Genomic DNA, 12,695 nt, shown 5'->3' on the forward strand with positions numbered 1-12,695 from the left:
GGTCGTCGTCATGCGTCTGTGCGTCGCCTGTGCGGGACGTTCCGACCCCAGTGTGGGGGCAGCTCTTCCAAACGGCCAGAGTCGCAGGTCCCAGCGGTTCGCGACCGGCGCCGTCAGTGCTTCGCGGGCAGGAGACCGAGCCGGTCGTACGCGTTCGCCAGGGTCTCGGAGGCGACCGCGCGGGCCTTCTCCGCGCCCTTGGCGAGGACGTCGTCCAGGGTCGCCGGGTCGTCCAGGTACTCCTGCGTGCGCTGCTTGAACGGAGTGACGAAGTCCACCATGACCTCGGCCAGGTCGGTCTTCAGCGCGCCGTAGCCCTTGCCCTCGTACTTCTCCTCCAGGACGGGGATCGCCGTACCCGTGAGGGTGGAGTAGATCGTGAGCAGGTTGCTGACGCCGGGCTTCTTCTCGGCGTCGAAGCGGATCTCGGCCTCGGTGTCGGTGACCGCGCTCTTGATCTTCTTCTCGGTGGCCTTGGGCTCGTCGAGGAGGTTGATCAGGCCCTTGGGGGTGGACGCGGACTTCGACATCTTGATCGCCGGGTCCTGGAGGTCGTAGATCTTCGCGACCTCCTTGACGATGTGGGCGGCCGGGACGGTGAAGGTCCGGCCGAAGCGCTGGTTGAAGCGCTCGGCCAGGTCGCGGGTCAGCTCGATGTGCTGGCGCTGGTCCTCGCCGACCGGGACCGAGTTCGCCTGGTACAGCAGGATGTCGGCGACCTGCAGGATCGGGTACGTGAACAGGCCGACGGTGGCGTTGTTCGCACCCGACTTGGCGGACTTGTCCTTGAACTGGGTCATCCGGCTGGCCTCGCCGAAGCCGGTGATGCAGTTCATGACCCAGCCGAGCTGCGCGTGCTCGGGCACGTGGCTCTGGACGAAGAGGGTGCAGCGCTCGGGGTCGAGACCGGCGGCGAGCAGCTGGGCGGCGGAGAGCCGCGTATTGGCGCGGAGTTCCTTCGGATCCTGCGGCATGGTGATCGCGTGCAGGTCGACGACCATGTAGAAGGCGTCGTGGGATTCCTGCAGGGCGACGTACTGCCGAATCGCTCCGAGGTAGTTCCCGAGGTGGAACGAACCGGAGGTGGGCTGGATACCGGAGAGCGCGCGGGGACGATCAGAGGCCATGGGCCCATTCTCTCAGGTGCGGGGGCGGTCTTCGGCCCGCGCTGGCCGGAATCCGTCGGCCGGGGCGCGTCCGCGGGGTGCGGGACGGGGCGGGGGCGGGCGTGACCCCGCGTACTCGCGCGTACCCGGTCGGCTTGATCTTGCGCGAATCAAGCGACCGCTTTCCGCCGCCGGTCACCGGGCCCGCCCCACCCCTCCGGGGGCGCCTCAATCCCCCCAGCTACCGCTGGGAGGTACCCGACGATCCAGCCTCGCCGGCGTTTGAGGCGCCCCCGGAGGGCACGACGGCCGCGGACTCCGGACCGGAGCGCCGTAGCCGTCCGTCCCTCCGGGGGCGCCTCAAACGCCGGCGAGGCTGAGGTGGGCCGGCCTCGCCGGCAGGACGCAAGGCACCCACACCCGCCACATCCAGCCCCGCCCGCGATTGAGGCGCCCCCGGAGGACACGACGGGCCGCGGACGGCGCGGACGGACGGACCGGGCCCGGTCAGGACACCGGGAGGCCCGGGGCCGGGAAGTCGGTCATGAGGGAGGTCACCTCGGCGCGGAGGGTGGCCAGGGCCGGCTCGTCACCGGCGGCACCGGCCGCGACCCCCCGCGCGATCCAGTCGGCGACGACCGGCATGTGCTCCGGCCGCAGCCCCCGCGAGGTCAGCGACGGCGTCCCGATCCGCACCCCCGAGGGATCGAAGGGCTTGCGCGGGTCGAACGGCACCGTGTTGTAGTTCACGACGATCCCCGCCCGGTCCAGGGCCTTCGCCGCCACCTTCCCCGGCACCCCCCGCGAGGTCAGGTCCATCAGGATCAGGTGGTTGTCGGTGCCGCCCGACACCAGGTCGAAGCCCCGCTCCAGCAGCGCCGCCGCCAGCGCCTTCGCGTTGGCGACCACCCCGTGCGCGTACGACACGAAGGCCGGCTGCGCCGCCTCGTGCAGGGCCACCGCGATGCCCGCGGTCGTCTGGTTGTGCGGCCCGCCCTGGAGCCCGGGGAAGACCGCCTTGTCGATGGCCTTCGCGTGCTCCTCGCGGCACATCAGCATCGCCCCGCGCGGCCCCCGCAGCGTCTTGTGCGTGGTGGTGGAGACGACGTCGACGTGGGCGACGGGGCTGGGGTGCGCGCCGCCCGCGATCAGGCCCGCGATGTGCGCGACGTCGGCCACCAGCACCGACCCGGCCTCCTTCGCGATCTCGGCGAAGGCCGCGAAGTCGATCGTCCGCGGCAGCGCGGTGCCACCGCAGAAGATGACCTTCGGCCGCTCCTTGAGGGCCAGGTCGCGAACCTCGTCGAAGTCGATCAGGCCGGTGTCCGCGCGGACGCCGTAGCGCACGCCCCGGAACCACGACCCGGTCGCGGAGACGCCCCACCCGTGCGTCAGGTGCCCGCCCATCGGCAGGGCCATGCCCATCACGGTGTCGCCGGGCCGCGCGAAGGCCAGGTAGACGGCCAGGTTGGCCGGGGAGCCGGAGTAGGGCTGGACGTTGGCGTGGTCCACGCCGAAGAGCCCCTTGGCCCGCTCTATGGCGAGGGCCTCGACGCGGTCGATGTTCTGCTGGCCCTCGTAGTACCGGCGGCCCGGGTAGCCCTCGCTGTACTTGTTCTGCAGCACGGTGCCGGACGCTTCGAGGACGGCGGCGGACACGTAGTTCTCACTGGGGATCAGGCGCAGGGTGTCGGCCTGCAACTGCTCTTCCGCCGCGACGAACGACGCGAGTTCGGGGTCGGTCGCGAAAAGGGCGGGGTGGCGGCTCGCGGACATGGCGGCTCCTCCGGGGTCGATGTCAGATCTCGTCCCCGCGAGGCCCAGGCGAGCGGCCCTTGATGCGGTCGTGCGCGCACGACTCCCCCGGAGTTGGTTCTCCGTACGCCAGTCGCCGTGCGTGCCGCTCAGCTTAGCGGCCGCGCCACGTTCGATGTTTCCCCGTCCGCATCGCGAGCGAGATAGACAATGACGCCACCCTCGTCACTGCCCGCACGGACGAAACGGAGACCCCGTGTCGACTCAAGCCCACGCCCAGAGCAATGCCGCCACTGCCGCCGCGATCAGCGCCGCCGACGCGCACAGCGCGCACAACTACCATCCGCTCCCCGTCGTCGTCGCCTCGGCGGAGGGCGCGTGGATGACCGACGTGGAGGGCAAGCGCTACCTCGACATGCTCGCGGGCTACTCGGCCCTCAACTTCGGCCACGGCAACCGGAGGCTGATCGACGCGGCGAAGGCGCAGCTGGAGCGGGTCACGCTCACCTCGCGCGCCTTCTTCCACGACCGCTTCGCCGACTTCTGCGGCGAACTGGCCGCGCTGTGCGGCAAGGAGCTGGTGCTGCCGATGAACACGGGCGCGGAGGCGGTGGAGACCGCCGTGAAGACCGCCCGCAAGTGGGGCTACGAGGTCAAGGGCGTCCCCGACGGCCAGGCCAGGATCGTCGTCGCGTCGAACAACTTCCACGGCCGTACGACGACCATCGTGTCCTTCTCCACCGATCCCGAGGCCCGCGACCACTACGGGCCCTACACGCCCGGTTTCGACATCGTCCCCTACGGCGACCTCGACGCACTCGCCGCGGCCCTCACCGACACCACCGTCGCGGTGCTGCTGGAGCCGATCCAGGGCGAGGCGGGGGTGCTGGTGCCGCCGGCGGGCTACCTGGCGGCCGTACGGGAGCTGACGCGCGAGCGGAACGTGCTGTTCATGGCCGACGAGATCCAGTCGGGGCTCGGGCGGACCGGGAAGACCTTCGCCCTGGAGCACGAGGGGGTCGTGCCGGACCTCTACATCCTGGGCAAGGCGCTCGGCGGCGGGGTGGTGCCGGTGTCGGCGGTGGTCGGCGACCGGGACGTGCTCGGGGTCTTCCGCCCCGGCGAGCACGGCTCCACCTTCGGCGGGAACCCGCTGGCCTGCGCGGTCGCCCTGGAGGTGATCGCGATGCTGCGCACCGGCGAGTACCAGCAGCGCGCCACCGAGCTGGGCGACCACCTGCACCGGGAGCTGGGGCTGCTGGTGGGCGGCGGCGCGGTGACCGCCGTGCGCGGGCGCGGGCTGTGGGCCGGGGTGGACATCGACCCGGCGCTCGGCACGGGCCGGGAGATCTCCGAGAGGCTGATGGAGCGCGGGGTCCTGGTCAAGGACACCCACGGCTCCACCATCCGCATCGCACCGCCGCTGGTCATCAGCAAGGAGGACCTGGACTGGGGCCTCGACCAGCTGCGCGCCGTGCTCGGCGCCTGACCGGTCGGGCTAGAGGATCACGTGGGGCAGGAAGCGGGCGTACTCGTCCGTGACCGGCCCCGCGGATTCGCGGATGCCGAGCCCCGCGGCCTCGTCCTCGACGACCCACGCGCCGAGCACCACCCGGTTGCCGTCGAAGTCGGGCAGCGGGGCGAGGCCCTGGAAGCACACCCGCCCGTCATCCGCGTCGTCCCCGCCCGGCTCGGCGGGGGGCTCGTACGGGGGCGCGCCGGCGGGGTGCAGGGTGACCCCGGCGCCCTCGCGGCCCAGCAGCGGCTTCACGGCGTACCCCGTGGTGTGCGCGAGCTCGCGCGGGCCGTCGAGGTAGGCGGGGAGCAGGTTCGGGTGGTCCGGGTACAGCTCCCACAGGACCGCCAGCAGGGCCTTGTTGGACAGCAGCATCTTCCAGAGCGGTTCGATCCACAGGGTGGAGCCGCTGGCTCCGCCGAGGTCGATGGTGTCCAGCACCTGCGGGCCGAAGTCGTCCTCGGCCAGCCACTCCCACGGGTAGAGCTTGAAGCAGCTGCGGATGAAGCGGAGCTTCTCGTCGACGAACCGGCCCGAGAGCCGGTCCCAGCCGATCTGCTCGACCGGCAGCGCCTCGGTCGCCAGCCCGGCCTGCTCGGCGGTCTCCCGGAGGTAGGCGACGGTCATCAGATCCTCGCCGAGCTCGTCCGCCTCGGAGTGCGCGAAGTGCACGGGCCCGGGCGGCAGCAGCGGGGCCTGGCGGCGCCAGGCCTCGACGAGCCGCTCGTGCAGCGAGTTCCACTGGTCGGCGCCGGGGAAGCGCTCCTCCATCCAGAACCACTGCGGACCGGCCGCCTCCACGAGGGAGGTCGGGGTGTCCGCGTTGTACTCCAGCATCTTGGCCGGGCCGCCCGCGCCGTCGTAGCGCAGGTCGAAACGGCCGTAGAGGAAGGGCTGTTCGGCGCGCCGCCGCCAGGACTCGCCGATCAGCGCGGCGAGGCGCGGGTCGGTGATGCCGAGGTCGGCGAACCGGTCGTGCTCCACGATGTGCGCGGCCGCGGCCAGGCACATGGCGTGCAGCTCCTCGACGACGTCTTCGAGCGCCTCGACCTCGGGGAGCGTGAAGGAGTAGTACGCGCTCTCGTCCCAGTAGGGGCGCAGGGAGTCGTCGGGGTAGCGGGTGAGCGGGTAGACCAGCCCCTGCTCCTCGACGGTCCGCTGCCAGTCGGGGCGGGGCTCGATGGTGTGGCGGCGCACGCTCAGCCGCCGCTGCTCTTGGAGCCGCTCTTGGAACCGCCGCCGATGCCGCCGCGGCTGACCGCCGACTTGTCGAAGCTGCCGCCGGTGACCTTGCCGCTGCTGCCGGTGGTGCCGCCGTAGTAGTAGGTGCCGCGGCCGCCGCTGCGGCACTCCTTGCTGTCCAGCTTGTCCAGCGAGGTCTTCGACACGCACCGCTTGTCGGGCTGGTCGCTGGAACCGCAGGCGACGAGGGAGGCGGCGAGCAGTCCCACGCCGCCGAGGGCGACCGCGCCGGAGCGCATCCGCCGTCGCGTCGTACCGCTGCTGATGTCCATGGACGGGCTCCCCCTGCCGGCAGTGTTGGCCGCCACCCTAGTGCGACGCGCCCACCGATGGAATCCGGCCATTCATGGTCATGATCCTTCAGGCCGGTCCGTTGACCCAGCTCCAGCCGCGCAGACCCGGGTCGGCGAGGGCGCGCCCGAAGAGGGCGTGCGCGCACGCGTCGGTGGTCCCGGGCGGCGGGGTCAGCACCAGGGACACCGTCCCGTCGGGGTACCGGGGCGCGTACCCCCAGTCCGGCGGGAGTAAGGAGATCAGCCGCACGGCCGCCAGCTCGGGCGCCGCCCCCTCGGGGCCGCGACCGTCGGGGGCGACGACGAGGTGGTAGGTGGTGGGCATCTCGGGCTCCTTGCAGGTCAACGGGGGGCCGGTGCGAGGAACGGCAGGCCGAGGTCAGCATTGCCCAGCACGCTCTCCACCGCGAGGAGGACACCGGCCGTTCCGGTCGCCACGTCGGCGGACAGGCGCAGGGTGTGGTCGCCGAAGAAGGCCAGGTGGCCGTCGCAGCGCACGGCGTGCCAGCCGAGGGCGTCCAGGTGGCGCAGGACGGCCCGGTCGGTGGCCGCGGACGCGTCGTGCAGGTGGCGCAGTGCCAGCAGGGCGCCGGCGCGGCCGTGGAAGAGGCCGGCGTTCAGCATGAAGGACGGGCCGGCCTGCTCCCGCAGCGCGTCCCGCGCCCGGAGGAACTCCGGCTCGGGCAGGTGGCGCGCCGCCTCGTGGAGCACCATGCCCAGTCCGGCGCCGCCGAAGGCCAGGAACGGCACCTTCCAGGCGGCGTCCTCGGACCCGGCGGGGTCGCTGTCCTCGGACCAGCCCACCTCGGCGAGGTCGTGCCGCAGCAACTCCCCCGCCACGTGGCGGTACTTGGGGTCGCCCGTGGCCTCGTACAGGCGGAGCAGGAACAGCGCCCCGCCCGCCGCGCCGTGCAGCAGGCCGGGCCGGCGGCGGCCCGCGCCCCCGCCCGGCGCCTGGTCGGCGATGAGCGCGGCGGTCCGCGCGGCCCCCTCGGCGTCCCCGAAGTGCAGCTGGGTCAGGCCGATTCCGGCGAGCCCGCCGAAGAGGCCGTGGTCGAGGTCGTCCAGCCCGGTCGCGCGCACCCGCTCCATGACGGCGGCGGCCTCCTCGGCCCGACCGAGCCGGTCCAGGGCGTACGCGACGCCGCTCAGCCCGTCGTAGAAGCCGGGCCGCATGTCGGTGGCGCGCTCCACGGCGTCGGTCAGCCAGGCCACGTGCTCCTCGGCGGGCGCGTGGCCCAGCTCGGCGAGCGTCCACAGCACCCCGGCCGCGCCGAAGGCGAAGGTGGCGCCGCCGCCGGGCACGGAGAACTGCTCCACGTCGCCCGGGAAGAGCCGGTCCGCGCGCTGCGGGGTGGCGCTGGCCAGCAGGTCGTCGGTGAGGGTGCGCCGCAGCGCGGGCCAGTCGGCGCGGGTGGGCGCGGTCCACAGGGGTTCGGGGTCGACCTCGGCCGGCTGGCCGGGGTGCGGGTCCGGGCCGAGGTCCGCGCGGATCCGGTCGGCGAAGTCGGCGGGCACCGGGAAGTTCTCGGTGACCAGGCCGATCAGCTGGTCCACCTTGGCCGCGGACCAGGTGGCCATGACGGTGAGCGGCAGGAAGACGCCGAGCCGGATGCAGGCGAGGGCGTACCGGTCGACGGCCGTGCCCCGGTACCCGGTGGGGGCGCGGAAGCCGGGGGCGCCGATGGCCTGCGCGGACTCGGAGTCGACCGGGGTCGCGGTCTCCAGGTCGATGAAGGCGATGGTGTCGTCGGGCCGGACCAGGATGTTGTTGGGGTGGAGGTCGCCGAAGACGACGCCCTTGGCGTGCATGGCCTCGACGCCCCGCTCGACCTGCTCGACGATCTTCAGCGCCCAGGCCGTGTACGCGGCGTACGCGCCCTGCGCGCGGTCGTCGTTGACCAGCGGGTTGCGGCTGAGGAGCTCCCGGGCGAGCGGCTTGCCGTCCACGTACGCCCGGGCCAGGAACCAGTGCTCGTGGCCCTTGCGGTAGTCCACCACCGGGGGGATGCAGTCCAGACCGGCGAGCTGCTCCAGGGCCCAGTGCTCGTGCTCCAGCCGGGCCACGGCGTCGCAGCCGTCCTCGTCGAGCCCGGCCAGCGGGCGGGCCTCCTTGAGCAGGACGGCGCTGCCGTCACGGGTGTCGGTGGCCTGGTAGACGCCGCCGCCGTTGGAGAAGTGGAGGGCCCTGGTGGCCCGGAAGGGGAAGTCCTGGAGGGTGGCGGCGTTGCGGGCGGCGAGGGCGTCGTGGAGCACGCCCGGCAGCTCCACCCAGGCCGGGGGCCGGAAGGAGGGGCCGCGCACGTCGGGCACCAGACGGCCTTCGGGGTCCTCGACGCAGTGCACGAGCTCGCCGTTCTCCGAGCGGCCCAGGCGGGCGACGAAGCCGCCGTAGCGCACGTACAGCGGGCCGGAGCGCCAGCGCAGGTCGCTGAGGATGGTGGGGCCCGACTCGCCGTCGAGGAGGTCCCCGAGCCCGGTGAGGATCCGCTCCAACTGGGGCTCGTCGACCGGGTAGACGGTGAAGAACTTGCCGCTGCTGCCGCGGTCCCCGTACTTGCTGTTGCGCTGCTTGAGGATGCCGGCGCTGCGGATGAACTTGAAGGTGACCCGCTCCGCCACGCAGAAGTCCCAGACGAGATCGAGGATCCGGTCGGCGTTCTCCAGGGTGGCCGACACGTGGATCTTCCAACCCTGGCCGGGCAGCACGGTGGCGGGCGGGGTCATCAGCAGCCAGTGCGTGTTGTCGGTGCGGGTCCAGCCCTCGGGAAGGGGGCCGGTCACCGCCGGGAACGCGCTGGCGTCCGCGGCGGCGGTGGCCGGTACGTCGTAGAACGGATTGCCGGGCTGGCAGTAGGTCATGTAGCGAAGGTCCATGGTGCGCTCCGTTCGTGACGGGGGGGGCGGGAAGAGGGCTGGGGTCGAGGCTGGTGCTGGTGCTGGTGCTGGTGCTGCTGGCGGGGAGTTACCGACGCCAGATCGGGGCGACGTACTTCTCGTACAGCCACTCGCCCAGCGGCAGGCTGCCGAGGTCGACGCGGGCGGCTCCGGTGCGGTCGGCGGGGAGCCGGTCGACCGTCAGCGGGAGCGTGGTGACGGGCAGTTCCAGCGGGGTGGCGGACACCGGCAGGAAGGCCGACAGGGGCGCGGTGGTCTCGGTGCGGGTCAGCGCGGCGACGTGCGCGGTGCCGGTCTGCTCGCGGGTCATCAGTCCGGCCCGGTAGAGGCGGACCGTGGCGTCCGGACGGATCGCGGAGAGGTCGGCGCTGCTCGGCAGGACCAGCGTGACGCGGCCCCGGTCCTGGGCGACGTACCCGGCGGAGACGGTGTGCGCCACGGTGACGAAGACCAGCGCGGCGCCGGCCGCGCCGGTGAGCAGCAGGCCCGCGGCGACCGTGCGCCACAGCGGCGCCCCGGCGGTGCGGCCCTCGGCGGCGAGGCGGGTGAAGCCGAGGCCGAGGCGGTAGACGAGGTAGCAGACGGCCATCAGGACGGTGGCGGTGCCGACGGCGCCGAGCCGCTGGAGCAGCTCCGACCAGAGGGTCAGGGCGCCCGCGACCACGTACAGGGGGAAGGCCATGCAGGCCAGTCCGAAGGCCACCGCCCAGGGCCGGTCGCCCAGTTCGCGGGCGTAGCCGCGGCCGCCGAAGAGGATCCTGGCGAGGAAGCGGCGGGCGTCGGTCATGGCCCGGTCGCGCAGGTGCGGCACGTCCAGGTGGCTCATGAGCGCGATGTAGCCGTCGAGCTTCACGAAGGGCAACAGGTTGACGACGCCGCTGGTGTAGGTGGCGACGGCGAAGACGAGGACGGCGTCGCGCAGGTCGGAGGGGCCGAGCAGCAGCGCGGTCAGCGCGGCGGCGCCGGCGATCACGCTCTGGGTGGCGATGCCCGCCAGGGCGACCCGGACGCGCTGCTCCTTGCGGGAGAGCCGCCAGCCGTCGGAGACGTCGCAGAAGAAGGCGGGCGACATGTAGAAGAGCATGAAGCCCATCCGGCTGGGCCGGCCGCCGTAGTAGGTGAGGACCGCGCCGTGGCCGACCTCGTGGACGGCGGTGGTGGCGAGCACTCCGATCATCACGCCGAAGTAGGCGGAGACGGGGAGCGGCCGGCCCAGGGCCGCGTCGACCTCGGGCGTCAGCAGCGCCAGGGCGAGTACGCCGCCCAGGACGAACAGGGTGGCGATCGTGGCCGAGGCGCGTCCGGCGAGCAGTCGGATGACCGGTGCGAGGCGGGCCAGCAGCCGCTCGGGGCGCAGGATCGTGAACTGGAGGGTCATCGGCGGGACGAACCGGAACCAGCTGCTGCGGCGCTCCACGGGCGTGCCGTCGTCGAGGACCTTGCTCTCGGCGAGCTTGTCCACGGCGAGGCCGACGTGGTGCGCGGTCCACGGCGGGCCGAGGACCTCGGCGAGGCCGGCGTGGTCGAGGGAGCCGTCCATCGCCCGCACCAGGCGCGCCAGATCGGGCTGGAGCCGGAAGTGCTGGTGTTCGCCGCGCTGGAGGACCCAGGGGGCGCCGGTCTCGACGGGCTCGTGGATCTCCACGTTCGCGGCGACGCGCGGGCGCTCCAGGAGCGCGGGGTCACGGTCCGCGGCGGCGGCCTGCTCGGCCGGTGCCTTCCGGATCAGCGTCTTGGGGGACATGTCTGGATCACGCCTTAGATGACGTCGCGGGAGAGCAGCGACTGGCGGGCGGCCACCGCGGCGGCGGCGAGCCAACCGGCGAGGACCAGGAGCGCGAGCGGTACGGAGAGCAGCTCGGGCTTGCCGTCGAGGTAGACGGAGCTCATCGCGATGGTGGGCAGGTACGCGGCCACCTCCGGGACGATCTGCTGGAGGCCCGGTTCGACGAGGAGGGTCAGCCCGATCACGGTGACGACGGTGGCGAGCTGGTTGCGGATGATCCAGCCGAGGAGCACGCCCCAGGGCGCGGCGATCACGTTCACGGCGACCACGCCGAGGACGATCCGGGTGGTGTGTCCGGTCCAGTCGCCGTCGTAGCCGAAGTAGCCCGGCAGCGTGAAGGCGCACAGGAGGGCGAGGCCCGCGGCGAGGAGGCCGTTCAGGAGGCCGACCGCGGTGGCGACGAGGGCCTTGGCGGACAGCAGCCGCAGCCGTCCGCCGCTGAGCAGCACCGAACGGGCGACGGCGCCGGAGGTGTACTCGCGGGTGACGAGGATGCCCCCGAACACGGCGGCCATCAGGAAGGTCATCATCCACGCCTGGGCCATGTCGTCGGTGACGGCGGCGGCGGTGCTCTGGCCGAGGGCGATCTTCTGGTCGCCCGACGAGGCGTACCCGAAGCAGGTGAGGAGGGACATGAAGATCCCGGCGGAGAGCAGGATCAGCCAGCTGCGGCCGGTCCATGCCTTCATCCACTCGCCGGCGAGGACGTTACGCATGGGAGAGCCTTTCGGTGCGCGCGCTGGTCCCGGCGTCCCCGTCCACCAGCGAGAAGAAGCGGTCTTCGAGGCGCTCGGCGCCGTCGGAGGTCAGCTCCGCGAGGGTGCCCGCGAAGCGCAGGGTGCGCTGGATGACGATCACGTCGTCCACGGTCTGTTCGACCTCGGCGAGGAGGTGGCTGGAGACCAGGACGGTGCGGCCCTCGGCGGCCAGGGCCCGCAGGGTGTCGCGCAGCCAGCGGATGCCGTCCGGGTCGAGCCCGTTGGCCGGCTCGTCCAGGACGAGCAGTTCGGGGTCGGCGAGCAGGGCGGTGGCCAGCGCCAGGCGCTGGCGCATGCCGGTGGAGTAGCCCTTGGCGGAGCGGCCGGCGCTGTCGGTGAGGCCGACGCGGTCCAACACCTCCTCGACGCGGGCGTTCGAGACCCCGAGGGTGCGGGCCCAGATGCGCAGGTCGCGGCGGCCACTGGCACCGGGGGTCGGGCCGATGCCGTCCATGCAGACGCCGATGCGCCGGGCGGCGTCGGGGAGTTCGGTGTAGGGCCGGCCGAAGACGGTGGCGGAGCCGGAGGTGGGGCGGACCAGGCCGAGCAGCATGCGCAGGGAGGTGGACTTGCCGGCGCCGTTGCGCCCGAGCAGTCCGGTCACCCGGCCCGGGCGGACCTCGAAGGTCACGTCCTGCACGGCCGTGAACCGGCCGAACTCCTTCGTCAGGCCCGCGGCGCGGACGACACCGGCGGCGCTCATCGCTTGCTCGCGGCGACGTTCGCGCCGAGCTTGGCGGCGCAGCCGATCAGCCCGAGTCCGATGACCGTCATGGCGGCGATGAGCACGGCCCCGGACAGCTGTGCGTTGGCGACGGCCATGGCCAGCGCGAGCAGCGCGGCGGTGGTGCCCAGCTGGCCGTTCGACCCCTTGCGGGGATTCTCCTTCGACATGGTGGCTCCCTCTTCCTTCAGCTCTGTGCGTGTGGTGCGTGATGCGGGTGCGTGATCCGGGGCAGGGGGCCCGCGGCGGTGGCTTGCGCCACCGCCACGGGACCGAGTCACCCTGGGGGACCGGAGTTCCGGTCCTGCGAACCGTCGGTAGCCGGGGCTACCGGTGCGATCAGGTGGCGAGCGTGGCGCTCGCGACGGCGATGCCGCTGATGACCAGGCCCTGCTTGAAACCGGACCAGAACGACGGGGCCTCCATGGCCTCCAGCTCCTGCATGCCGAGCTCGAGGGTGGTGGCGGCGTCCTGCTTCAGAAGGTCCTGCATGGTGGTGTGCTCCTGTTTTTTCGTGTGGGTGGTTCAGTGGTCGTGCGGTGGGTGGTGCTGGGCGTACCGCCGAGCGCGGTACGGGCCGCTCAGGTGGCGATGATGGCCGCGGAGGCGACGTAGCT

12 protein-coding genes and 1 riboswitch are annotated in these 12,695 nt (G+C 72.7%); of the genes, 1 reads left to right on the top strand and 11 read right to left on the bottom strand.

From position 1 onward, the window contains the following. Window positions 1-113 precede the first annotated feature (113 nt). Complete coding sequence (gene trpS, locus ACIQWR_RS22475) at window positions 114-1,127, bottom strand: tryptophan--tRNA ligase (protein WP_404012270.1); 1,014 nt, start codon at window positions 1,125-1,127, stop codon at window positions 114-116. Window positions 1,128-1,613: 486 nt separating this feature from the next. Beyond that, window positions 1,614-2,882: a serine hydroxymethyltransferase gene (gene glyA, locus ACIQWR_RS22480; RefSeq protein ID WP_404012273.1), complete on the bottom strand. Its 1,269-nt coding sequence runs from the start codon at window positions 2,880-2,882 to the stop codon at window positions 1,614-1,616. Window positions 2,883-2,917: 35 nt separating this feature from the next. After that, window positions 2,918-3,008: riboswitch (ZMP/ZTP riboswitch) on the bottom strand. Window positions 3,009-3,117: 109 nt separating this feature from the next. On the opposite strand from glyA, the gene rocD reads away from it, so the two are divergent. Continuing rightward, window positions 3,118-4,350, top strand: coding sequence for an ornithine--oxo-acid transaminase (rocD, locus tag ACIQWR_RS22485; protein ID WP_404012275.1), 1,233 nt, complete (start codon window positions 3,118-3,120; stop codon window positions 4,348-4,350). Window positions 4,351-4,359: 9 nt separating this feature from the next. Here the strand turns inward: rocD and ACIQWR_RS22490 are convergent, their stop codons facing one another. The 9 genes from ACIQWR_RS22490 to ACIQWR_RS22530 form a co-directional block, all read right to left on the bottom strand. Further along, window positions 4,360-5,574, bottom strand: coding sequence for a glutathionylspermidine synthase family protein (locus ACIQWR_RS22490; protein ID WP_404012278.1), 1,215 nt, complete (start codon window positions 5,572-5,574; stop codon window positions 4,360-4,362). A 2-nt stretch (window positions 5,575-5,576) separates the two neighbouring features. After that, complete coding sequence (locus tag ACIQWR_RS22495; protein WP_399259516.1) at window positions 5,577-5,891, bottom strand: hypothetical protein; 315 nt, start codon at window positions 5,889-5,891, stop codon at window positions 5,577-5,579. 88 nt (window positions 5,892-5,979) lie between these two features. Then, complete coding sequence (locus ACIQWR_RS22500; RefSeq protein ID WP_404012281.1) at window positions 5,980-6,237, bottom strand: hypothetical protein; 258 nt, start codon at window positions 6,235-6,237, stop codon at window positions 5,980-5,982. A gap of 17 nt (window positions 6,238-6,254) precedes the next feature. Further along, window positions 6,255-8,789 (bottom strand): class III lanthionine synthetase LanKC, encoded by a 2,535-nt coding sequence (gene lanKC / locus ACIQWR_RS22505; RefSeq protein ID WP_404012284.1) that lies wholly within the window; start codon window positions 8,787-8,789, stop codon window positions 6,255-6,257. 88 nt (window positions 8,790-8,877) lie between these two features. Beyond that, window positions 8,878-10,554, bottom strand: a complete 1,677-nt coding sequence (gene mpaP, locus ACIQWR_RS22510) for a daptide biosynthesis intramembrane metalloprotease (protein WP_404012287.1) — start codon at window positions 10,552-10,554, stop codon at window positions 8,878-8,880. A 14-nt stretch (window positions 10,555-10,568) separates the two neighbouring features. After that, complete coding sequence (locus tag ACIQWR_RS22515) at window positions 10,569-11,312, bottom strand: ABC transporter permease (RefSeq protein ID WP_404012288.1); 744 nt, start codon at window positions 11,310-11,312, stop codon at window positions 10,569-10,571. After that, window positions 11,305-12,057 carry an ABC transporter ATP-binding protein gene (locus ACIQWR_RS22520; protein WP_404012290.1) on the bottom strand — a complete coding sequence of 251 codons (753 nt, stop codon included), beginning with the start codon at window positions 12,055-12,057 and terminating at the stop codon, window positions 11,305-11,307. Before ACIQWR_RS22520 ends, ACIQWR_RS22515 begins: the two co-directional genes overlap by 8 nt. Further along, the gene (locus ACIQWR_RS22525; RefSeq protein ID WP_404012292.1) at window positions 12,054-12,248 is read right to left on the bottom strand and encodes a hypothetical protein; all 195 of its coding nucleotides are present in this window, start codon (window positions 12,246-12,248) and stop codon (window positions 12,054-12,056) included. The genes ACIQWR_RS22520 and ACIQWR_RS22525 overlap by 4 nt, the downstream gene beginning before the upstream one ends. A gap of 169 nt (window positions 12,249-12,417) precedes the next feature. After that, window positions 12,418-12,570, bottom strand: a complete 153-nt coding sequence (locus tag ACIQWR_RS22530; protein ID WP_354379882.1) for a daptide-type RiPP — start codon at window positions 12,568-12,570, stop codon at window positions 12,418-12,420. Window positions 12,571-12,695: the final 125 nt, after the last annotated feature.

Source organism: Streptomyces sp. NPDC098789 (assembly GCF_044759975.1).
Taxonomy (GTDB): domain Bacteria; phylum Actinomycetota; class Actinomycetes; order Streptomycetales; family Streptomycetaceae; genus Streptomyces.